The following is a 22734-nucleotide window of genomic DNA, read 5'->3' as shown; positions in this document are numbered from 1 at the left end:
TGTCTGGTGACAATAGCATTGTGGTCCCACCTGATCCCATCCCGAACTCAGAAGTGAAACGCAATCGCGCCGATGGTAGTGTGGGGTCTCCCCATGTGAGAGTAGGTCATCGCCAGACGCCCAATTTTAGTAGTGCGCCAAGGCGTGATACTAAAGGAGCGGTAGTTCAGTTGGTTAGAATACCGGCCTGTCACGCCGGGGGTCGCGGGTTCGAGTCCCGTCCGCTCCGCCAACTTAAAGAGAAAGCCTCATCGAAAGATGAGGCTTTTTTCGTTTTGATTCTTTTCTGCAAATTTACAGAGTCATCCTTATAGGTCAGGAATATCCCGGTTCTTGAGGTTGACGATTGAGAATGCATAAGTGCTATCGTTATATTCGCTTTGGCTGTAGGATTCGTTTGAGTCTGTGACTTGGGTACTTAACCGAAATTTTTTTGTCGTTATAATAGTCATATTCTATTACAGGTGATGATTGTGGATTGTCGTATCGGTTGCGGTGCCTGTTGTATTGCACCCTCCATCAGCAGTGCCATTCCTGGGATGCCGCAAGGTAAACCTGCAGGGGTTCGTTGTGTGCAACTTGATGACAACAATCTATGTCGCCTCTTTGGTTCCCCTGAACGTCCCGATGTGTGTAGTGATTTCTCCGCATCGGTAGATGTATGTGGTAACAGCAACGAAGAGGCGCTCTGGCTGATAGGCTCTTTAGAGGTGGAAACCTCTTTCTGAAGGTGAAAGATGCAGTTAACGCGTTATACAGATTTTGGAATAAGAACTCTTATGTATCTGGCAATTCAACCGGAGCGTGAGACTTTATTTCGAATCGCAGAGATCACAGAGGTTTTTGATCTTTCACCTAATCATGTCTCCAAGATAGTACATCACCTGGGTAAGCTGGGATATTTGCAAACAATACGCGGCAAGAGCGGTGGTTTTCGTTTGGGGATGACTCCGGAGCTGATCAATGTCGGCGAGCTGGTGCGGGCACTGGAAAATTCACTGGCGCCTATTGATTGCAGCAAGCCTTATTGTCGGCTGACTCCTGCTTGTCAGTTGAAAGGGGTCTTGGCTCAAGCTGTGGATGCCTATCTGGCTGTGCTCGACCGTTATACCCTGGCAGACATTGTCAGTAACCAACAGGAGCTGCGAGCCTTGCTGCCGGATCTGGAAATCCCTGTATTACAACTCTGATTAGAGTTTTTCACCGCTGGTATTCTGCTTCTGGGCCAAAGAGATTGGCAGTAAGTTAGATACAGGCACCAGAGTGACTCCTATCTTTGCCAGCTCTGGCAGTCTCTTCTTGAGGAATTGCATACTCTCTGGGTAAGGGTGAGCTATCATCAAGGCTTCACCTTCGCTTTGGGCCTTGGCTATTGCCAAGTCCAACTGTCTTTCGAAAGCCTGTTCGGTTAGTTGATTATCCAAGAATACCTGACGTCTCAGCAGCGGAACACCCAAGGCATCGGCCTTCTCGCCAGCTTTAGTGTAGCGGGTAGTAACACTGTCAATAAAGAAGTGATCTTCCTGTAGCAATACTTCCATTAACCAGCCCATAGGTTGCTCGAGTTGAGTCAACAAACTCCCCATATGGTTGTTACTTCCCCTGGCAAAGGGCACACTCTGCAAGGCTTGTTTGAGAGTTGCTTTAAACTCGGTTTCTGACATCTGGTTGTTGAGTCCACCAGGCCCCATGGCCTTGCCGTTAAGCGCCTGCATAGGGAGGTGCACCATGATTTCGTGGCCCTTGCTGTGAGCCTGGCGAGCCAGTTGTTGCCCGAGTGGGGTATGTGGCAATACAGACAAGGTCACGGCTGAAGGCAAGGACAGGGCGGCCTCATCTGTATGGCGGTAGCCAATATCATCGATGACGATTGCCAGTCTGGCTCCCCACGCGGGAGAGCAACTTACGACCAGCAGTAGTAAGTAGAAACAATAGCGCACGTTTTATATTAATTTTATTTATTTGATTGTATCCATGCCACCGCCGAGTTGATGGCTCTATCGCTGGCGGTATCTGCATGGGGAGATATGAGGTCGATTATAGGCACAGTTTTGTTATCGGAAACAGTATTGGGTGCGATTTTTATATCGGGTTCCACCCCTTTGGCGTTAATATCCTGGCCCTTGGGTGTGGTATATCGGGCTATGGTCAGCTTGATGGTATTACCATCGATAAGTGTTGGGATCAGGCTTTGTACTGTGCCTTTACCGAAGCTGGTTTCACCTATCACCTTGGCACGGTTGTTCTCCTGCAGCGCTGCGGCCAGTACTTCGGATGCTGAAGCTGAACCGCGATTGATCAGTACTAATATGGGCACGCCGGCCAGCATGGTTTGCGGAGATGCATAGTAATCTGAGTTGGCATCGAAAAAGCGTCCTTCGGTAGCGACTATGCGGCCCTTATCCAGAAATAGATCCGCTATCCGAATCGCCTGATCCAGCAAGCCTCCGGGATTGTTGCGCAAATCCAGAATCAAACCATTTAGTGACTGCTGTTGCCACTCGCTCAACTGGTGGACTATGTCGCGGGTCGAATCTTCCTGAAAACTTGCCAGGCGAATATAGCCAATGTCGTTAGTGAGCATTTTCCCAAGCACAGAGTGGATGCTGATAGTGGCCGGTTTGAGGCTGACTTCAAAGCTGACATCCGAGTGAGCATGATGCAGCTGTAGTGATAACTCACGGTTGCTGCTGCTGAATTGCTTTATTTGGCTAAGCACCTCTTCCAGAGACTGCTTGGCAATACTCTCACCATTGACGGCAGTAACAATATCGCCGGCCATGATCCCGGCTTGTTCGGCCGGAGAACCGGGAAAGGGCGCGATAATTCTGAGCTTTTCCCCTTCGGTGGACACTTCAAAGCCGTAGCCGAAGTATTCCCCACGGTTGCTGTCTCTGAGGCTGCTCATCTGCTCCGGTTTCAGAAAGCCGGAATAAGGGTCGAGATGTTGGAATATGCCTTCAATGGCGGCATCGACAAGTTCTTTGCGGCTGATATCCCTGACGTAGTAGGTTTCCACTGTATCCATCACATCCAGCAATAATGAAAGCTCGTGGGTGTGACTGGGTTTGGGAAAGTTTTCGTGGCTGGCCAGGCTGAGAGAGACTCCCATGATGATACCCAAGCCGATATACAGCAGGTTGCGAATAGAGTTGCCCATGTTGCCCCCTTTGAAGTACCGGGGGCTGATGATTAGCGCCGACAGTAATTTGCCGGGTCGACAGCTTGCCCCTTATGCCTTATTTCAAAGTATAGGCCAGGCTCGGTTTGTCCTCCGGAACTTCCTACCAGTGCCACGGCTTCGCCGGCCTTGACTGAATCGCCTGCATCTTTCAGCAATGCCTGGGCGTGGCCATAAAGGCTCATATAACCTTTGCCGTGGTCGACAACCAGCACCATACCAAAACCGCGCAGCCAATCGGCATAGATCACCTTACCTGCGGCTACGGCACTGACAGACTGGCCCTCTGGAGCAGACAGCATGACACCTTTCCAGCGCACACTGCCGGAGCGCTGACTGCCAAAGCTGTTTTTGATCCTGCCCTTGGTGGGCCAGTTGAGGGCGCCACGGGACTTGGCCAACCCTTCCATGCTGGGGCTATCGCGCATAGCGGCCAGTGCTTGCTCGACAACCCGCTTCAGTGATGCTTCTTCTATCTGCAGTTGCTCCAGATCCGAGGCCTTACTACTGATGGTGCGTTGCAGTTCCTTCAGTGTTTGCTGTCGTTGATCCTGTTCTTGATTGAGGCGTTTGGATTGAGCCTTCTGATCCAGTACCAGCTGGTTGAGTCTATTGCGTTCCTGCTGCTCGCTCTGCTGTACTGCCGATAATTCCTGACGGGTCTGTTTCAGTTGTTCTATGGCCTGCATTCTGGCCTTGTTGAGGTATTCATAGTAAGCCAGCATTCGTTCTATGGTGGCCGGGTCTTGCTGGTTGAGCAGCATCTTGCTGTAGTCATGATTCCCGGCGAGATAGGCGCTGGTCAGTTGCTGGGCCAGGGTTTGCTGTTGGCTTTCTTTGAGCTTGTCCAGTTGTACGGCTCTTTGTTTCAGGTCTGCAAGGCGTTTTTCGGTATCGCGGAGGGCATTTTCTGTGTGGTTGACCTTACGGGCGGCATCGGCAATAGCCTGTTCGTCTTTTTTCAGCAGTTGCAGCAGTTTTTCCCGTTGTTTGCCTGTGTCTCTCAGGGCATTTTGCTGAGCGGTGATCTGGGATTGCAGTGCCTTTAACTCGGACTGACGCCGCTCCAGATCGGATGCCTGCAGCTGAGAGGAAAACACGAGAAAGCCAGCAAGTATGCTGGCTTTGGCTAAAATACGCTTCTGCACCGGGTCAGTGTTACTCTTTTGTATGGATTAACGGACGCCCTGTCATTTCGTCAGGAATGCTCTGTCCCATTAGTGTCAGCATGGTTGGGGCGATATCACTCAGGCGGCCACCTTCATCGATTGTGGCCTTGCGGCCGACATAGATAAAGGGCACCAGCTCACTGGTGTGGGCGGTATGAGCCTGGCCCGTGGTTTCGTCCACCATCTGCTCGGCATTGCCATGGTCGGCAGTGATGATGCACTCACCATCTACCTTGGCTAGTGCGTCCACTACTCGGCCTATGCAGGCATCTACAGCTTCGCAAGCCTTGACCGCAGCATCAAACTTGCCGGTATGGCCAACCATGTCACCGTTGGGATAGTTACAGATAATGACATCATATTTAGTTGATTCAATAGCTTCAACTAACTTATCTGTCAGTTCTGTCGAACTCATCTCGGGTTGCAAGTCGTAGGTGGCGACTTTGGGCGAGTTGATCAGAATACGGTCTTCACCCTCGAATGGTTGTTCTTTGCCGCCGTTGAAGAAGAAGGTTACGTGGGCATATTTCTCGGTTTCAGAAATACGCAGCTGGGTCAGACCGCGATTCTGCAGTACCTCGCCCAGGGTGTTGACCAGGTCTTCCGATGGGAAGGCTACCGGAGCCTTGATATCGGCGGCATACTCTGTGAGCATGACAAAGTTGACCTTGGGCGTCACTGCGCGTTCAAAACCATTGAAGTCCGGATTGACGAAGGCGCGGGTGATCTGTCTGGCGCGGTCGGCACGGAAGTTCATGAAAATTAGCGCATCGCCATCGTGCAGCTTTGTGGCCTTACCTTGATCCAGAATCGCTGTTGCGGCAACAAACTCATCGTTTTCATCGCGGCCGTAGGCAGCTTCCAATGCGGTTACGGCAGAGTCGGCACTGTAGTTACCCTCACCTTGAGTGATCAGATCGTAGGCTTGGGAGACTCGGTCCCAGCGATTGTCCCTGTCCATGGCGTAGTAGCGGCCAACGATGGAGGCTATGCGACCTCGGCCTAATTCGGCAAACAGCTTGTCGAAGTGTTCCAGACTGGCTTTAGCACTGCGTGGCGGGGTATCGCGCCCATCGAGGAAGGCGTGCAGGTAAACCTGCTTGGCACCACGTTTGACGGCCATGCGGCACATGGCTTCAAGATGATCTTCATGGCTGTGAACACCGCCGGGTGATAACAACCCCATGATGTGCACTGCGCCGTCTGTTTTGATGGCGGCGTCGACAGCCTCGATCAGTGCTTGAGTTTGCTCAAATTCGCCATCTTCAATGGCCTTGCTGATGCGGGTCAGTTCCTGATAAACGATACGGCCGGAACCAATATTGATATGACCCACTTCAGAGTTACCCATCTGCCCGTCAGGCAAACCTACATCTTTACCTGAGCCGGAAATCAAACTGTGGGCGTATTCGGCGTTGAGTCTGTCGAGAACCGGAGTGTTGGCATGATGTACGGCATTCATATGCGTGCCTTCACGATAACCCCAGCCGTCCAGAATAAGCAGTGCCAAAGGACGTTTGCTTGTGTTCATGTTGATACCTGTAAAGTTGAAAGAATCGGTCAAATCTGAAATTGGTTAAATATTACTACGTCTGCCCTGGGGGCAAAAGCCATTTACCCCGATTGCGACAATTGGAAGGGTCGCGATTTAACGCCGACTCAAGGGGCAAAACTGCGGCGAAACAGCTGCAATCTGCCTGGCCTCTGGGTATACTCTGCGCTTGTCCTAAATGGCCCAATAGATAACAGGCAGTAAAAAATGCAGGAATATATAGAGTTTCTTAAAGCCCACCCCATGCTGAGCCTGGCCTGGGCGGGGTTGTTTATCGCCGTGATTGTAACCCTGTTCAAATCCGGTTTTTCCAAGGTTAAAAGCGTAGATCATCAGCAGGCGATTTTCTTGATGAATAAGGAAGACGCCAAGGTGGTCGATGTGCGAGCCAAGGACGATTTTCGCAAGGGACACATTCTCAATGCCTTGAATGTGCCTATGGCCGATATCAAAAATAATCAGACTACCAACCTTGAAAAGTACAAAACCACACCCATTATACTGGTATGCAACGCTGGCATGACCTCATCTCAAGCGGCTCAGATTTTGGTTAAGCAAGGCTTTGAAAAAGTCTTTAACCTCAAAGGTGGTATGGGTGATTGGCAGGCAGCAAATATGCCTGTATCCAAAAGCAAAAGATAATGAGTGTCGGCGGTTGTCATTGCATTTGGCGCCGCTCTGTTAGTAGAGTGGCCATATTGAAGTGGCAACCGGCATCCTGAGTTCTGTTCCGGCGCTGAACAGATGAATAGCAGGGATGATGACTGGGAGTCGCAATCGACCCGAGTAACATACACCCTAAACACCGGCTCATTGCAAGCCGAGACTAAATGGATAGGTAGGAATTATGGCTGAAGTAGCAAACAACGAACAACAAGCCCCACAGTTCAACATTCAACGTGTGTATATCAAGGATGTTTCTTTCGAAACTCCTAACAGCCCAGCGGTATTCCAGAAAGAGTGGAATCCTGAAGTTAAGCTGGATCTGGATACCCGTAGCGCCAAGCTGGCCGACGACGTTTTTGAAGTAGTACTGTCACTGACTGTGACCGCCAAAAATGGTGAAGAAACAGCTTTCTTGTGTGAAGTACAACAAGCCGGTATCTTCTCTATCTCTGGTCTGAGCGATCCTCAACTGGCTCATTCTCTGGGCGCTTACTGCCCTAACATCCTGTTCCCTTATGCCCGTGAAACCGTGGCCAGCCTGGTATCCCGTGGTACTTTCCCACAGCTGAACCTGGCACCTGTGAACTTCGACGCCCTGTTCGCTCAGTATGTGCAGCAGCGTCAAGCCGCCGCCGAGCAAGCTCCGGCCGAAGAAGCAAACGCGTAATCAGCCGATGAAAGACACTGCCGAAATAACGGTATTGGGGGCGGGCTCTTATGGCACCGCCCTTGCCATTTCTTTGGCCAGCAATGGACACAGTACCCTGTTGTGGGGGCATGAACCCGAGCATGTGGCTAAACTCGCTGCCGAGCGCAGTAACCAAGCCTTTCTTCCCGGAATAGCCTTTCCCGACTCTTTGGTGATGGAGGCCGATCTGGCCAAAGCATTGGCGGCGTCGCGAAATATTCTGGTGGTGGTGCCAAGTCATGTCTTCGCCGAAGTGCTGGCTCAGGCCAAGCCTCTGCTGCGTGATGATGCCCGCATCATTTGGGCTACCAAGGGGCTGGAGCCGGAAAGTGGCCGTCTGTTGCAGGATGTTGCCCGCGATGTGCTGGGGGAGAAATATCCGCTGGCGGTATTGTCCGGACCGACTTTTGCCAAAGAGCTGGCGGCAGGTTTACCAACCGCCATCTCAGTGGCCGGTACTGATGCCGAGTTTACCCAGGATCTGGTGGAACTGCTGCACAGCCCCAAACGTCTGAGAGTGTATGCCAATGACGATTTTATTGGCCTGCAGCTCGGTGGCGCGGTCAAGAATGTCATCGCCATAGGTGCCGGCATGTCCGACGGTATAGGCTTTGGTGCCAATGCCCGTACTGCCCTGATCACCCGTGGTTTGGTGGAGTTGAGCCGTCTGGGGGAAGCCTTGGGCGCTCATGCATCTACCTTTATGGGAATGGCGGGTCTTGGGGATCTGGTGCTGACCTGTACCGATAACCAATCGCGTAATCGTCGCTTTGGTTTGGCATTAGGTAAAGGTTGTGATGTCGATACTGCCCAGGCTGAAATCGGTCAGGTGGTTGAAGGTTACCGCAACACTAAAGAGGTCTACACTCTGGCCAAGCGCTTGGGAGTCGAGATGCCGATCACCGAGCAGATCTATCAAGTGTTGTATCAGGGCAAATCGCCTATTGATGCGGCCAAAGAACTGCTGGCCAGAGAGAAAAAGTCGGAAACCTCGGCAGACTGAGTCATCTCCAATCCCGGAAAAGGATGCTAGAACAGCGTCCTTTTTTATGGTTCTCGCTTCCAGCGAGCACGACTTAACATGCAGCCCAAAGCTGCTGGCGCAGTACCCGATTATGAGCAAAAGCCAGTTATTGAACTGGCTTTTTATGAGGGCTACCGACAGTAACCCTGATGAAAGTTTCCTCAAAACGGCAAGCTGAAGCCTATGCTGACAGTACGGCCCATGCCCTTGAAGTAACGATTGTTGTTAGCCATAGTCTGTGAGTAGTAACTGTAGTAGTCCTTATTCAGCAGATTCTGTAGCCCCAATGTCAAAGTGCCTTGGTATAAGGGCATAGAGAAGGAGGCATCAACCGTGACATAGCCGTCAAACTCGGCGTACTCTTCACCATTGGCCTTCTTGAAGCTACGGTCCATATAGTAGTTGGCCTGAATCCGCCCACTCATCTCGGCATCGAACCTGTGTTCCCAGAATAGGTTGAGACGATTGGGTGCTATGTTGGCGCCGTCGAGATCTGTGTCTGTGCTGCCATCTTTATTTGAGTCATACTCCCCTTGTTGCAGCGCCAGGTTCAGCCCCAGATCGTCGTCATTACCCAGGTAAGCCGTGACATTGGCTTCCAGTCCCTGGATCACGCTCTTTTCCCGTTTCACATTGTAGAAGCCGTCTTCATTCAGGGCTAAACGGGCACCCAGTTTGGCCTCGGAGCGATACAGGGCCAGCTTGGCTGCCAACAACTCGCCTTGATAGTCCAAGCCCAGTTCATAGTTGTCTGTGACCACGGGCTCCAGCGTCAAGGAGCCTTCCACACTGGGGTTTTGATCCGGGAAGCTGTTGCCGTCACGCAGAATTCGTCCTATGTCGGCCATACCAAAACCTTGGCTGTAACTGGTATAGAGGCGCAGCGCTGAGCTGAAGTTATAACTGGCACCTATATTGAACAGGGTTTCATTGAAATCCGGTTCGCCACCGGCAACCTGTTTGTGGCCAGAGGCCCATAGGGTTTGGAAATCATCGACCTTGAGTTTGGCATATTCATAACGAACGCCGCCGGAAATAGTCAGGGCATCCAGAGGTGAGAAGCTCAACTGGGCATAGGGGGCGATATTGTCGTAACGGGTCTCGGGTACCCAGGAGCGTCCGGTCTGTACCAGATCCTGCTCTGTGGTATCGCTGAAAAGGTCTACCCCATAGGCCAGATCCACACCGCTGTCGGCGAGATTATTAGCGATCATCGATGCCTTGAGGCCCCACTTGTTGGACTTGTTGCGTGACTGATCATAGAAGTACTGCTCGCCATTGGCGCCGGTATCACAGGTCGTCAGATTCGCAGCACCTTCGAAGGCCGGATCATAGAAGCTGCCGAAACAGCCACCGCCATAGACACCCTTGAAGTTCTGGTTGAACAGTTGCAGCTCCAACTGCTGCCCGGCGATGTTGCGGTGCTTATAGGTGAGACTGCTGGTGGTGACCTTGTTGTTGGCAGCCTGCCAGGGTTGTTTCTGTTTCACCGCCGACGTTGGAGTATCTGTGGCGACATTACCTTTGACCGGCATCCAGTCACCATTGTTGTCCATATCGTAGTGGTTGACCATCAGCTCCAGTCGCGACTCGCTGAACTCATAGCCCAACTTGAGGAAGAAGTCCTTGCTCTGGCTGTCCATCGACTCGCCCTGGGTGGTGTCGACACCTATGACATCATCGTTGGCATCATAGTAAACGCCATTGCTGTGGTATCCCACTGAACCCAGCATATCCAGGTTGCCGCTTTGGCCGGAGAAGGCATAGTTGGCACCAAAGCTCAGGCTATCGGACTCGAAGCTGGTGGGGGTGGACAGATCAAAACTTACCCGACTTTCGTTGTCGCCGCTGGGTTTCTTGGTGATGTAGTTGATGATGCCGCCCTGAGCACCAAGGCCGTGCATGGCGTTGGCTCCATGGATAATTTCAATTCGTTCTATCATCATGGGATCTATGGTTTGGCCTGAACGACCACCACTGCGCAGAGGGTTTGACTGAGGCACGCCATCTATCATGATGAGTGGGGCGCGGCCACGCAGGGTTTCACCTGTATTGGTCATTTTCTGGCGGCTGGGGGAGAAGCTGGGGGCCAGGTTGCCCAAAATGGTCGACAAGTCCCGGGTGGTGGCCAACTGTTGCTTGAGCTGTTCCTGGTCTATGACGGTCACAGTATTGGGGATGGCACTGAGTGGTTTTTCCATCCGACTGGAAGTGATGACCATGGTTTCCATTTGGGGCTCTTTGGCGTAAGCCGCCTGGGCAGCCAGCCCGGAAAGGACTGACAGAGCGACGAGGGAGCGAGTGAATTTCATCGTTATTCCTAATGTTTGCCATCTTGGAAGACGGCTTATTGGTTTGCGGTTTCCGGCGCTCCTTGCCAAATTAATAAATACAAATCATTGTTATTTGCATAACGGCTAAGGAGTATAAAATAGGCCGGTTTTCTCTGTCCATAGCTGTGATGAATTTTTGTAAAGAGTGTCAAGGAGCTAAACCTGGGATGTGATTAGCTGACTAAAGGCTGGAATCTCGCTCTCCGGCTATGAAACTTTCAGGCTGCCTGTGGTATGGTTGGCGCATCTGAATTTTGTCAATCCAACAGATCCTTACTATGCATAATATTGCTCAGATTATTGCCCAGGAGCTGAATGTTCGTGAGCAGCAGGTTGCTGCTACCATCAGCTTGCTGGATGAAGGTGCAACAGTGCCTTTTGTTGCCCGCTACCGCAAAGAGGTGACGGGGGGGCTGGATGATACCCAGCTGCGTAACCTGCACTCTCGTCTAGGTTATCTACGGGAGCTTAACGATCGGCGTCAGGTGATCCTCTCCTCGATTGATGCTCAGGGAAAACTGACCGCCGAGCTGAAGCACGCCATCAATGAAGCCGACAGCAAGACCCGGCTCGAAGATCTGTACTTGCCCTATAAACCCAAGCGTCGTACCAAGGGCCAAATTGCTATTGAAGCCGGTATTGAGCCCTTGGCCGATGCCCTCTATGCCGCCGCCGGCAGCGCCGCCATGGATCCTGAGCAGGCCGCCGAGGCCTATCTCAATCCGGAAGCCGGTTTTACCGACGCCAAGGCGGTGTTGGATGGTGCCCGTTATATCCTGATGGAGCGGATCGCCGAAGATGCCGAGCTGCTGGCCAAGGTGCGTAACCACCTGCAACAGTCGGCTGTCATTGAAAGCCGACTGATCTCCGGCAAGGAGAAGGAAGGCGCTAAGTTCCGCGACTATTTTGAGCACACTGAAAAACTCAGCTCTGTGCCTTCTCACCGGGCGCTGGCTATGCTGCGCGGCCGCAATGAAGGCGTGTTGAGTCTGTCGATGAATGCCGACCCTGAGGCAGAAGCCAAAGCGGGGAGCTATTGTGAGGTGATTATCGCTGAGCACTTGCGTCTTAAGCTGAGTGACAGCGCTCTGGATAACTGGCTGAAGACGGTTGTCACAGCCACTTGGCGGATCAAAATCGCCCTGCAGATGGAAACCGAGTTTATCGCCAGAATGCGCGAAGCGGCGGAAACCGAGGCGATTAAAGTCTTTGCCCGTAACCTGGGCGACTTACTGATGGCGCCTCCCGCCGGAGCCAAGGCCACCATGGGACTGGATCCCGGGCTGCGTACCGGAGTTAAGGTGGCGGTGGTCAACGACACAGGCAAGCTGGTGGGCCATACCACTATCTTCCCTCATGCGCCGCAAAACCAGTGGGACAAGTCGATACGCACTCTGGCTAATCTGGTCAATATGCACAAGGTGGAGCTGATCGCCATAGGTAACGGCACGGCTTCCCGTGAAACCGACAAGCTGGCCGCTGAAGTGATTGCCATGGTCAAAGACAGCAACCCCGGCATCACTAAGGTGATGGTCAGTGAAGCCGGAGCCTCTGTCTATTCGGCCTCTGAGTTGGCGGCCAATGAGTTTCCTGATCTCGATGTTTCACTGCGCGGCGCCGTGTCCATCGCCAGACGGCTGCAGGATCCGCTGGCGGAGTTGGTTAAGATTGAACCTAAGTCCATTGGTGTGGGTCAGTATCAACATGATGTCAGCCAAAGTCAGCTGTCGGCTTCTTTGGAAGCCGTGGTTGAAGACTGTGTAAACGGCGTCGGTGTCGATGTGAATATGGCTTCCATGCCGCTGCTGAGCCAGGTGGCCGGTCTTAACCGCACCTTAGCCAAAAATCTGGTGGAATATCGCGACGAACACGGCCGCTTCAACGACCGTAAAGAACTACTCAAGGTGCCACGTCTGGGGCCCAAGGCCTTCGAACAGGCCGCCGGCTTCCTGCGGATCCGTGAAGGCAGTAACCCGCTGGATGCATCGGCCGTTCACCCCGAAGCCTATTCGCTGGTGGAAAATATCGCCAAGCTTAAGGGTAAACCGGTTGCTGAACTGATAGGTAACAGCGATCTGCTGAACAGTATCAATCCGGCCGAATTCATCACAGACGCATTCGGTCTGCCGACAGTAACGGATATCCTCAAAGAGTTGGATAAGCCGGGACGTGACCCCCGAGGCGAGTTCAAGACAGCCAAATTCAAAGATGGGGTTGAGGCGCTAAAGGACCTCAAACCTGAGATGATCCTCGAAGGCGTGGTGACCAATGTCACTAACTTTGGTGCCTTTGTCGATATCGGCGTGCATCAGGATGGACTGGTGCACATCTCTTCATTGACCGACAAGTTTGTCAGCGATCCTCATACCGTGGTTAAGGCCGGTGATGTGGTCAAGGTAAAGGTCATGGAGGTAGATATTGAGCGTAAGCGTATAGGACTGTCGATGCGCCTGGACGAAAAGATTGAGCCAGGCAAGCCACAACAAAGAGCAGGTAAGCCGCAGGCCAAGGGCAATAAATCTGGTCAGGGCAAACAACGTCCTGCCGCCAAGCCACAGCCAGTGAATGCCGCCATGGGCAATGCGTTTGCCGATGCCTTTGCCAAGCTGAAGAAAAACTGATCGACAAGTTGTTGAATACCTATTAACAGTCCGACAGTTGATGAATCCCTCGATAATTATCGGGGGATTTTTTTATACGCGATTTTCTGTTGCTAGTACTCGAACCAATAATGTCGTTTCCCGCTAACCATGAGTTCTGACACTTTTCCCCATCTTTTGCGAACGGCTTCACCCTCTGGTGCTATAGCCAATAACAAACAAATGTTAATGAAACTTTATCTTATCCTTTCTGTCATAATTGCGCGGCAAATCGGCTCTTTCTGGGGGTTGGCGTGCGGTAAATCGTCAATTTTTTAACAAACGCCAAGGCAAAAGAGTGGTGAGGAACCCTGGAAATGATGTTTTCTCGTTTTAAATTTACTGGACCGTTTCGTAGTGTACTGACTTTCAGTTTATTGGCTCTGTTATGCCTGATGTTGAGTCGAATTGGGCTGGGGCTTTGGCAATATGAACGGGTAGCAGCCGTTGGTGGTTGGACTCATCTGTTGTTGCAGGGGCTGCGGGTAGATGTGGCCATGCTTTGTTGGCTCTGGGGTGTTGTGGCACTGGGTACAGCCTTGTTTGGCGGCGAACATTGGCTCGGACGTTGCTGGTCTTGGATACAGCGTCTGTGGTTGACTCTCGGGCTTTGGTATTTGCTGTTCTTGGAGTTGTCCACACCCTCTTTTATTGAAGAGTATGGTGTCAGGCCAAATCGCCTCTATGTTGAGTATCTTATTTACCCCAAAGAAGTGCTTTCCATGCTTTGGAGTGGCCGCAAGCTGGAGTTGATCCTTTCCGTGGTTTTGTCTGGAGCCATCCTTTGGAGCGGTTGGAAACTCTCAGGTTACCTCTGTCGCAATTGTCGTTTCCCCAAGTGGTATTGGCGTCCGGTACTTGGTGTGCTGATCATTGTCTTGTCCTTGGCGGGGGCCAGATCCACTCTTGGTCATAGACCTTTGAATCCGGCCATGGTGGCCTTCGCCGATGATCCACTCGTTAACTCGTTGGTGGTCAATTCAGGTTACTCGCTGGCTTTTGCTATCAGCCAAATGAATAACGAGGCCGACACATCGTGGATCTATGGCGATATGGACAGAAAGGAGATCTATCAAATAATTCGCCAGGAGACTGGTCGTGCGCCGGCTGACTTTATATCAGACCAGTATCCCAGCTTGAGTCAGAACCAGGCCAGCTATCGTGGTAAACCCAAGAATATAGTCATCATATTGCAGGAGAGCCTGGGTGCTCGTTTCGTTGGCAGTTTGGGGGGCTTACCACTGACACCTAATCTGGACGCCCTGGCCAATGAAGGCTGGTATTTCGAGAGTCTGTATGCCACGGGTACACGTTCAGTTCGAGGCATAGAGGCGGTGACCACTGGTTTTACCCCCACGCCGGCGCGTTCTGTGGTGAAACTCGGCAAGAGTCAAAGTGGTTTCTTCAGTCTTGCTGCATTGCTGCAGACTCAAGGGTATTCCACCTCCTTTATCTACGGTGGTGAAAGCCATTTTGACAATATGCGCAGCTTTTTTCTCGGCAATGGCTTTAGCACCATAGTCGACCAGAAAGACTATCCTAAACCTGCCTTTGTCGGCTCCTGGGGGGCTTCAGATGAAGATCTAATGCGCAAGGCCGACTCAGAGTTTAAGCGCCTTCATGCCGAGGGCAAACCTTTCTTTAGCCTGGTGTTCAGCTCCAGCAATCATGATCCCTTTGAATTCCCTGATGGCCGTATCGAACTGTATGAACAGCCAAAACAGACCCGCAACAATGCTGCCAAGTATGCCGATTACGCCATAGGTGAGTTTTTTCGACTGGCGAAAGAGGCTGACTATTGGCGTGATACCCTGTTTCTGGTGGTGGCCGATCATGACAGTCGGGTTTCCGGGGCGTCTTTGGTGCCAGTGCCCAGATTCAGGATCCCCGGCTTATTATTGGGTGAAGGGATAACGGCTAAGCGGGACCCGCGGGTAGTGAGTCAGATAGATCTGCCGCCAACGCTGTTGTCTTTGGCCGGCATCGATGCCACCTACCCCATGTTGGGAAGAGATTTGTCAAAGATGCCCGATAACTGGCCGGGCAGGGCCTTGATGCAGTACAACAAAAACTTTGCTTATATGCAGGATAACAAAGTCACTATATTGCAGCCGGAGAAAGCGCCTGCGACCTTTGATTACGATCCAGTTAGGGAGCAACTGCACGCCGCGCCACTCTCTGAATCAATGGCTCGCACGGCGCTTGGGTTGGCACTATGGGGTAGCATGGCGTATCAGGAGGGTTTGTATAAGCTGCCGCCCATGGATCAAGCCAGTGCAGAGATACCGGCTGCAGGCATAGGCTCGGTGCATTGATGGTAGAAGGTATCGATTCTCTGCCCCAGCTCGCGATAAAACTGCGGTGCTTCATTCGGCATGGGGTGAGGCCCATTGTTTAATACAACTGTGGGTTTGAGATACGTAGAAGCTTCAAACTGACGGTTACGTATATCGCGGCGATCCAGAGCCGGCTTGCTGAGTAGATTCAGCAGCAGAGGCTTACTGCCTTGGCGCCGCTTTTGCTCTTGCTGCTGTTGTTGACCGGATTGTTGTTGGCGCTCCTGGACTCTGTCGGCCAGTCTGGCCTGTTGCTGCGCCGAGTCTGCCGTGCGTTCGTGCTGCGGGTTGAAGGCCCTTTCTTCATGGCCTTTACTGGGTTGCTGCGGCGGAATGACCGGCGGTCGTTGCTGACTCTCTACCCGAGCGGCATCGGTCGCGGGATTACTGGTCGCGATCGGTACCTGTGGATAGTGTGAGACGAGCTGCATAGGGCATTCCTTACATTGCTGACCAAATAATAGTCAATTAGGGCAAGGAATTAAAGTCTTTCTCTGTTAGCCAGCTATTTAGCCCTTCAATAAACTCCTGAGGATGGGAAATAAAGGGGGCGTGTGATGCCTTGGACAGCAGTAAATCTGTGGTTGATGTGTTACCCGGCAATAGGTTAGCGACTCTTCTGGGCACCAGCCCATCCAATCTTCCCCAAACCCTGAGCCAGGGAAGGGTGAGCCGTTCCAGTCCGGGGCGTAGATCCACCTTGGCCAACATCTCCAAGCCTTGCGTCAGAGCCTGTTCATTGGGTAGCGGCCGCGCCAGAACCAGCTCGCGAATGGTGCGAATATCGTCGCGGGCGCTATCGCTGCCCATAGCTTGGATCGCCAGAAACTTTTCTATGGTTCGCTGCAGATCCTGTTGCAGTTGTTCGGCAAACTGAGTCAGCACATTAGGTGCTATTCCAGGCCATTGGTTATCGCTCCTGGCCATAAAGCAGGGAGAAGAGGCGACTGTGATAAGCCTGGTAACTCGCTCTGGAAAGCGCTGAGCTACCCGGGTGGCCACCAAGCCACCAAGCGACCAGCCCAACCATACTGCCTGTGTGGGCAGAGCTGCCACCAGGGCGTCCACCCAGTCGTCTAGTTCCCCGTCAATGGTTTGGCTAAAACCAAATCCCGGCAGGTCGACACTGTGGACTCTATACTGAGATAAGCCAGGCAGCAGGGGATGAAAAACGGCACTGTTGACGCCCCAACCGTGGAGCAAGATCAGATCCCGTCCCTGTCCCTGGCTTTCGATATGCAGACTCACTGAAACACCTCATGGAAGATTCGTTATGTGGAGCCCTCTATTGGCAGGATGCCGGGCCCTATTGGCCGCCAGTTTACCCAACCGTTGCCTCTTGTGTCATCAGCAGATCCCATCATCTAGTCAGGGGTTGTGTGCCTGTTGTCTTGCTGCCAGTTGCTACCGACAACCTATCTGCCTCGGCTGTGGTCGGGAGTTGGTTGTTATTGGTCGCTATTGTGGTTCTTGTATGAAACACAATCCTATCCCTGTGGTGGCTCCGGCCAGCTACCACTCGGCATTGGGGCCACTTGTCGGCCGAGTCAAATACCAGCAGGATTTTGCCCCGCTGCCGGCATTGGTTCGGGCCTTGTCTTGCAGAGTAAGGACGTTGGCGACCGCCGGACTTATCTGTTGGCCCCAGGTCTTGGTGCCTGTTCCTTTGCATCCGGCGAGGTTGCAACAGCGGGGCTTTAATCAGGCCTGGGTGATTGCATCTATGTTGAGTCAAGAGTTGGCGTTGCCGTTGGTGGACTCTTTGCTGCTGCGGGTAGCAGATACCGCACCCCAGGCCGGTCTAAGTGGCAAGGCTCGCAGGCGTAATCTGGCCAAGGCGTTTGCCGTGAGCGGAGAGTTACAGTGGCAACGATTGGTGTTGGTGGATGATGTGGTGACGACAGGCACCACTATCCGGGAAGCTGCCAGGGCTCTGGCTCCCTGGTCACCGGACATACAGGTGTGGTGCCTGGCCAGAGCAGAAGCGCCCGGATTGAGTCATAGCTCCTGAGCGGCTAAAGGTGGTAAGTATGATGCCAGCTAAAGATCAAGATTCGACTTGAAATTGTGGAAGATAAAATCGAGATCCCGACAACAAAAAACTCAGCTCTATCGCTTTCGGGACTACAAAGCGCATGACAGTCGGAGTATGATATCGCTAATTCTTACTAATTTACTCAGGTTTACCCTGACGGAGCAGGTTGTCATGATTACCATTTCCGAAGCAGCTCAGGCGCACTTTGTTAAACTCCTGGATGGTCAGCCGGAAGGCACTCATATTCGGGTCTTTGTTATCAGCCCTGGGACTCCTCAGGCCGAATGTGGCGTTTCATATTGCCCACCGGATGCGGTTGAAGCCGACGATATCGAGTTGGAATTCAATGGCTTTAAGGCCATGGTCGATGAAAAGAGCGCCCCTTTCCTGGAAGAAGCCAGTATTGACCTGGTAGCCGATCAGTTGGGCTCACAACTGACTCTGAAAGCGCCCAACGCCAAGATGCGTAAAGTGTCTGATGATGCTTCACTGACCGAGCGCTTGGAGTATATGATCCAGGCCGAGATTAATCCCCAGCTGGCCAGCCACGGCGGTCACATCATGTTGGTGGAGATCACGGACGACGGCGTGGCGGTACTGCAGTTTGGCGGTGGTTGTAACGGTTGCTCCATGGTCGATGTGACCCTGAAAGACGGTATTGAGACTCAGCTGTTGGAGCGTTTCCCCGGTGAATTAACCGGTGTTCGTGATGTAACTGATCACCAACATGGCGACCATTCTTACCAGTAATTCTGGTATTTGGCTGCCAAAGAAAAGGACAGTATTGAACTGTCCTTTTTTATTGCCATCAGGCCTGGATAAAGTGGTGTTGGCGCCAGAGAAAGTGCAGCCCGAGACTCAGGCTACGCGCCAGCATAAAGGCACTCATCGCAACCCATAGAGCATGGTTACCCAGAGGTTGCAGTATGAACCAGACCGGGAAAAATACTGCCAAGCTGGCGAAAATCATGCTGTTACGCATCACTTTTCCCTTGGTGGCACCAATATAGACGCCGTCAAATAGATAGGAAGCAAATGCCAGCAGCGGCAGGACGATAAGCCATGGCAGGTAGAGCACGGCGGTGTGGCGAACCTCGGGAATATTGGTCAGCATGCCGATGAGCTGCTCACCGAAAATCCAGAAACAACCGCTGAAGCCCAGGGCTATGATGGCCGACCAGCTAAACGCCAAGGCGACCGCTTGCCTGAGTGCATCCAAGTGTTTTTGTCCCATAGCTCGGCCCACTTCGGCCTCTGCATAGTAGGCAATACCGTCCAAAGCGTAAGAAATCAGCAGCAACATATTCAATAACACGGCATTGGCTGCGACAGTTTCATCGCCGAGCCCGGCTCCCTTGAAGGTCATAAAGGCGAAGGTGGCCTGCAAACACAAGCTGCGGATAAAGATATCCAGATTCAGGCTCAAGAGGCGACTAAAGTCGCGGGGATGTAACTGCCCGAGTAGCTCAGCAATAGGCGGCACATTGAACTGTTTTAACTGGCGCAACACCATAGTACAGGCTACGGCACAGGCTGTCATATCGGCGATGACGGATGCCAGGGCCGCGCCTTCCACGCCCCAACCCAAACCTATAACAAACAGCAGATCCAGAGCTATATTGGCGCAGTTGGCGATGATCAACTGCCACATGGCGGCCTTGGGTTGTTGACGGCCCAGCAGCCAGCCAAGTAGAGACAGGTTCAGTAGTGCAAACGGGGCCGACCAGATACGAATGGAAAAGTAGCTGGCAGCGTAGTGGCTGACTTGCTCACTGGCATCGGAGAAACTGGCGGCCAGGCTGAGTATCGGCCCTTGCAACAGCAGAGCCATCAAGCCGAGGAAAAGTGCCAGCGAGCCGGCTTGCAACAACAGCTGCAGTTGCCGTGGTTTGTCATCGGCGCCATAGGCTTGGGCAACCAGGCCCGTGGTAGCCATACGCAGAAACCCCAGCAACCAGAACAGCAGTGTTATAATGGTCGAACCAACGGCGACGCCCCCGAGATAATAGGCGTCACTCAAGTGCCCTATGACAGCCGTATCCACCAGACCCAGTAGCGGCACTGTGATGTTGGACAGTATCATTGGAAGCGCCAGTGCAAACAGTTGGCGGTTTTTTTGCCTGTCGAACAGGCCAATGCTGGTGGTCATAATTTCTCAGAGGTTAATGATGTTGAAAAAGCTGTGCTTTTTGCTCTGCAGTTGTCTTGGGCTGATAAGTTCGCCCACCCTGGCGGCAGTCATTCTACAGTATCACCATGTTTCTGACAGCTCGCCGGCCAGTACCAGTGTGACTCCGGCCCAGTTTCGGGAACAGATGCAGTATCTGGCTGATCATGATTTCAACGTGGTGCCGCTGACCCAAGTGATAGAGGCGATTCGTCAGTCCCAAGCGCTGGCACCGAGAACGGTTGCCATCACCTTCGATGACGGTTACCTCAGTATTGCCGAGGCGGCGCACCCAATACTGAAAGAGTTTGGTTTTCCTTACACACTGTTTGTGGCAATAGAACCGATAGAAAAGGGTTATCGTGAGATGATGAGCTGGGAGCAGCTCAGAACACTGGCGGCAGAAGGCGCCGAGATTGCCAATCACAGTTGGGGGCATGAGCATCTGATCCGCCGCTATGCCACCGAAACCGAGGAGCAGTGGCTGGCGAGAATCGAAGCCAATCTACTGGCGACCGAGGCCCAAATTGCCAAAGAAACCGGCGACAATCTGAAGATAATCGCCTATCCCTACGGCGAATATAACAGCCAGTTGGAGGCCTTGTTGCAGCGACTGGGATTTGTTGGCTTGGGGCAGCAGTCCGGTGCGGCAGGCCTTCACTCTGCTTTGACCTCTTTGCCGCGATTCCCCGTGGCCGGCGCCTATGCCGATATGAATGCTCTCAAGGTGAAACTGCATAGCCTGAATATGCCGGTGCAGGCCATCTCCCCCAGTAACCCTGAGTTACCCATGGGCCAGTGGCGGCCTGAACTTGAGGTGACTCTGGACATGAGCGATATCAATCAGTCGCAGCTCATGTGTTATGTGCAGGGGCAGGGCGCCAAGAAACCTCAATGGTTGTCGGCGAATCGTTTCCGAATTCAGGCTGAACTGGACTTGCCGCCGGGGCGATCCAGATACAACTGTACTGCTCCCAGTAAACGTCACGGCAGCTATTATTGGTTTTCCCAGGCATGGGTTAGGCCAAAGGATGACGGCAGCTGGGTCAAGGAGTAGTCAGTAATTGCAACAACCTGGCCGGGATATTCGCCAGTGGCAACTGCTCGTTGCAGGCATTGAGTGCCACTGCCGAGCCCGGCATACCCCATACCACGGAACTGGCCTCATCCTGGGCTATGGTGTGTGCTCCCGCTTGACACATTTTCAGCAGGCCGGCCGCACCGTCTTTACCCATGCCCGTGAGAATCACCCCTATCGCCGACTTAGCGGCAATCTCGGCAATGCTGTTGAACAGCACGTCCACCGAGGGTTTGTGGCGGTTGACGGTTTCTGTGTCCAGCAGTCTGGTGTAGATATGTGCACCGCGACGTTCAACAACCAAGTGCGCATGGCCAGGTGCCAGATAGGCAACGCCCTGAGTCAATTTTTCCCCGCCCTGAGCCTCTATCACTTCCATTCTGGCGTGTTGGTTGAGGCGGCGGGCAAATGAAGCGCTGAAGGTCGCGGGAATATGCTGGGCTATGACTATGGGGGGGGTATTTTCCGGCAGCGGCGCCACTACCCGTTGAATGGCTTCAGTACCGCCGGTGGAAGCGCCTATGGCTATGATGCGGTGCTTGAGTTTGGCATCGCTGCTGAGCGGCGCCGAGCTGCCATATTGCGGGGTGACATGACTGGCGGCGGCCAGATGCACCTTATCGATCAGCTCTTGCTGATAGTCCAGTAGCCTGTTGGTCAAGTCCTGTTTAGGTTTGGCGATAAAGTCGACCGCCCCGAGGGACAAGGCCTCTAAGGTCACATCGGCGCCGCGCTCGGTTAAGGACGACACCATCACCACAGGCATGGGTCTTAGACGCATCAAGTTACGTAGAAAGGCCAGGCCATCCATCTTGGGCATTTCCACATCCAGGGTCAACACATCCGGCTGCAGTACTTTAATCATCTCTCTGGCTTTATAGGGGTCTTCGGCGCAGCCGACGACCATAATGTCTTTGGCCTGGCTGAGCATATGACTCAGCAACTGGCGCACTAGTGCCGAGTCGTCGATAACCAGTACTCTTACCATGATCAATATGACTCCTTACTTCCTGATGCGTGGGACTGTCGCGGCAGAATTGAGTTCTGATGCCGCAGGCGATAGGTGGTCTGGGCGACGGTTTCAAACTCACGGGAGATATTGGTCAGGCTTTCCGAGTGGCCGATAAACAACACGCCATCATCGGCCAGGAGTTTTCTGAAACCGGCCACTATCTTCTGCTTGGTACTCTGATCGAAATAAATCAGCACATTACGGCAGAAAATAGCATCGAACGGGCCCTGCATTGGCCAGGGTTCCAGTAAGTTGAGTTGTTTGAAGAAGATCAGTTTTTTTATCTGGCTGCTAATGCTGAACTCTTCCGCTCTGCTCTGCAGATAATGGTGCTGCCGCTTGGGGATGGCCTCCAGCCCTGTCAGGGGATAAACTCCGGCTTCGGCTCTGGCCAACACATTGGTATCGAGATCGGTTGCCAATATTTTCAGATCCCAGCCCGAGGCGGCGGGAAAGTGCTCTGCCAAGGTCATGGCTATGCTGTAGGGCTCTTCACCGCTGGAACAGGCCGCCGACCAAACTCTCAGCCTGCGCTGTTTGCGTTGCTGCCAATAGGGCACCAGCTCGGTTTCCAGAAAATTGAAGTGGTGCCGCTCCCGGAAAAAAGCGGTCAGATTGGTGGTCAGCGCGTTGATAAAGGGCGCCAGTTCCAGAGGGTCTCTTTGTAGCTTGAGACAATAATCGCCGAAATTGGTCAGCCGCAGTAGTCGCAGTCGGCGGCTGAGCCTGGAATACACCATATGACGCTTGCGCTCGGGTAACACTATCCCTGTATGTTGATAGGCCAGCTCGCGGATAATACCAAAGTCCGCTGCTGTCATCGGGAATGCCTTCTCTTCATCGAAGCTCAATCA

At 52.8% G+C, this 22734-nt stretch carries 20 protein-coding genes, 1 tRNA gene and 1 rRNA gene; 12 read left to right on the top strand and 10 right to left on the bottom strand.

Going from position 1 to position 22734, the window contains the following annotated elements; translation table 11 throughout:
- Positions 1–2 precede the first annotated feature (2 nt).
- From rrf to ACMHXH_RS17180, 4 genes are all read left to right on the top strand, one after another.
- Positions 3–118, top strand: a 5S ribosomal RNA gene (gene rrf, locus ACMHXH_RS17195).
- A gap of 37 nt (positions 119–155) precedes the next feature.
- Positions 156–232, top strand: a tRNA-Asp gene (locus ACMHXH_RS17190).
- 241 nt (positions 233–473) lie between these two features.
- On the top strand, positions 474–728 hold the full coding sequence (locus ACMHXH_RS17185; protein ID WP_039035350.1) for a YkgJ family cysteine cluster protein: 255 nt from the start codon (positions 474–476) through the stop codon (positions 726–728).
- A gap of 9 nt (positions 729–737) precedes the next feature.
- Entirely contained in the window at positions 738–1190 is a 453-nt protein-coding gene (locus tag ACMHXH_RS17180) for an Rrf2 family transcriptional regulator (protein ID WP_039035305.1), read from the top strand.
- Here ACMHXH_RS17180 and ACMHXH_RS17175 read toward each other — a convergent pair whose 3' ends face one another.
- The 4 genes from ACMHXH_RS17175 to gpmM are packed head-to-tail and all read right to left on the bottom strand — an operon-like array spanning position 1191 to position 5881.
- The gene (locus ACMHXH_RS17175; protein WP_162207157.1) at positions 1191–1940 is read right to left on the bottom strand and encodes a divergent polysaccharide deacetylase family protein; all 750 of its coding nucleotides are present in this window, start codon (positions 1938–1940) and stop codon (positions 1191–1193) included.
- A 14-nt stretch (positions 1941–1954) separates the two neighbouring features.
- Positions 1955–3160, bottom strand: coding sequence for a S41 family peptidase (locus ACMHXH_RS17170; RefSeq protein WP_039035307.1), 1206 nt, complete (start codon positions 3158–3160; stop codon positions 1955–1957).
- Between the two features lie 32 nt (positions 3161–3192).
- Positions 3193–4329 (bottom strand): murein hydrolase activator EnvC family protein, encoded by a 1137-nt coding sequence (locus ACMHXH_RS17165; RefSeq protein WP_335912623.1) that lies wholly within the window; start codon positions 4327–4329, stop codon positions 3193–3195.
- A 10-nt stretch (positions 4330–4339) separates the two neighbouring features.
- Complete coding sequence (gene gpmM / locus ACMHXH_RS17160; RefSeq protein WP_039035309.1) at positions 4340–5881, bottom strand: 2,3-bisphosphoglycerate-independent phosphoglycerate mutase; 1542 nt, start codon at positions 5879–5881, stop codon at positions 4340–4342.
- Positions 5882–6109: 228 nt separating this feature from the next.
- Here gpmM and ACMHXH_RS17155 point away from each other — a divergent pair, with 228 nt between their 5' ends.
- From ACMHXH_RS17155 to gpsA, 3 genes are all read left to right on the top strand, one after another.
- Positions 6110–6544, top strand: coding sequence for a rhodanese-like domain-containing protein (locus tag ACMHXH_RS17155; RefSeq protein WP_071475747.1), 435 nt, complete (start codon positions 6110–6112; stop codon positions 6542–6544).
- A 205-nt stretch (positions 6545–6749) separates the two neighbouring features.
- Positions 6750–7235 carry a protein-export chaperone SecB gene (gene secB / locus ACMHXH_RS17150; RefSeq protein WP_025010842.1) on the top strand — a complete coding sequence of 162 codons (486 nt, stop codon included), beginning with the start codon at positions 6750–6752 and terminating at the stop codon, positions 7233–7235.
- A 7-nt stretch (positions 7236–7242) separates the two neighbouring features.
- A complete protein-coding gene (gene gpsA / locus ACMHXH_RS17145; protein WP_071475746.1) occupies positions 7243–8259 on the top strand; it encodes an NAD(P)H-dependent glycerol-3-phosphate dehydrogenase in 1017 nt (338 codons plus the stop codon).
- 182 nt (positions 8260–8441) lie between these two features.
- Here gpsA and ACMHXH_RS17140 read toward each other — a convergent pair whose 3' ends face one another.
- Positions 8442–10592 carry a TonB-dependent receptor gene (locus ACMHXH_RS17140; RefSeq protein WP_319619085.1) on the bottom strand — a complete coding sequence of 717 codons (2151 nt, stop codon included), beginning with the start codon at positions 10590–10592 and terminating at the stop codon, positions 8442–8444.
- 299 nt (positions 10593–10891) lie between these two features.
- Between ACMHXH_RS17140 and ACMHXH_RS17135 the strand changes: the two genes are divergently transcribed.
- Positions 10892–13234 (top strand): Tex family protein, encoded by a 2343-nt coding sequence (locus tag ACMHXH_RS17135; protein ID WP_144361626.1) that lies wholly within the window; start codon positions 10892–10894, stop codon positions 13232–13234.
- A 338-nt stretch (positions 13235–13572) separates the two neighbouring features.
- Positions 13573–15567 (top strand): LTA synthase family protein, encoded by a 1995-nt coding sequence (locus tag ACMHXH_RS17130; RefSeq protein WP_162207159.1) that lies wholly within the window; start codon positions 13573–13575, stop codon positions 15565–15567.
- Here the strand turns inward: ACMHXH_RS17130 and ACMHXH_RS17125 are convergent.
- The gene (locus ACMHXH_RS17125; RefSeq protein ID WP_039035314.1) at positions 15519–16019 is read right to left on the bottom strand and encodes a hypothetical protein; all 501 of its coding nucleotides are present in this window, start codon (positions 16017–16019) and stop codon (positions 15519–15521) included. The two genes, ACMHXH_RS17130 and ACMHXH_RS17125, sit on opposite strands and share 49 nt — an antisense overlap.
- Positions 16020–16056: 37 nt before the next feature.
- Positions 16057–16836, bottom strand: a complete 780-nt coding sequence (gene bioH / locus ACMHXH_RS17120; RefSeq protein ID WP_162207156.1) for a pimeloyl-ACP methyl ester esterase BioH — start codon at positions 16834–16836, stop codon at positions 16057–16059.
- A gap of 226 nt (positions 16837–17062) precedes the next feature.
- Here bioH and ACMHXH_RS17115 point away from each other — a divergent pair, with 226 nt between their 5' ends.
- Both ACMHXH_RS17115 and nfuA read left to right on the top strand, forming a co-directional pair.
- Positions 17063–17599 carry a ComF family protein gene (locus ACMHXH_RS17115; protein ID WP_233962971.1) on the top strand — a complete coding sequence of 179 codons (537 nt, stop codon included), beginning with the start codon at positions 17063–17065 and terminating at the stop codon, positions 17597–17599.
- Positions 17600–17794: 195 nt separating this feature from the next.
- Positions 17795–18373: a Fe-S biogenesis protein NfuA gene (gene nfuA / locus ACMHXH_RS17110; protein ID WP_039035317.1), complete on the top strand. Its 579-nt coding sequence runs from the start codon at positions 17795–17797 to the stop codon at positions 18371–18373.
- A 58-nt stretch (positions 18374–18431) separates the two neighbouring features.
- Here the strand turns inward: nfuA and ACMHXH_RS17105 are convergent, their stop codons facing one another.
- Positions 18432–19772: an MATE family efflux transporter gene (locus tag ACMHXH_RS17105; protein ID WP_039035318.1), complete on the bottom strand. Its 1341-nt coding sequence runs from the start codon at positions 19770–19772 to the stop codon at positions 18432–18434.
- 19 nt (positions 19773–19791) lie between these two features.
- Between ACMHXH_RS17105 and ACMHXH_RS17100 the strand changes: the two genes are divergently transcribed.
- Positions 19792–20847 (top strand): polysaccharide deacetylase family protein, encoded by a 1056-nt coding sequence (locus tag ACMHXH_RS17100; RefSeq protein ID WP_039035319.1) that lies wholly within the window; start codon positions 19792–19794, stop codon positions 20845–20847.
- On the opposite strand, the gene ACMHXH_RS17095 is transcribed toward ACMHXH_RS17100, so the two are convergent.
- Together ACMHXH_RS17095 and ACMHXH_RS17090 are read right to left on the bottom strand one after the other, a co-directional pair.
- Positions 20837–21856: a protein-glutamate methylesterase/protein-glutamine glutaminase gene (locus tag ACMHXH_RS17095; RefSeq protein WP_039035320.1), complete on the bottom strand. Its 1020-nt coding sequence runs from the start codon at positions 21854–21856 to the stop codon at positions 20837–20839. The genes ACMHXH_RS17100 and ACMHXH_RS17095 overlap by 11 nt on opposite strands.
- Positions 21857–21858: 2 nt before the next feature.
- Entirely contained in the window at positions 21859–22731 is an 873-nt protein-coding gene (locus tag ACMHXH_RS17090) for a CheR family methyltransferase (RefSeq protein ID WP_039035321.1), read from the bottom strand.
- Positions 22732–22734: the final 3 nt, after the last annotated feature.

This window comes from Shewanella sp. BJSY2023SW001 (genome assembly GCF_047314685.1).
GTDB lineage: Bacteria > Pseudomonadota > Gammaproteobacteria > Enterobacterales > Shewanellaceae > Shewanella > Shewanella indica.
The sequence above is the reverse complement of the archived record's forward strand: the minus strand, read 5'-3'. Positions and strand labels throughout refer to the sequence as shown.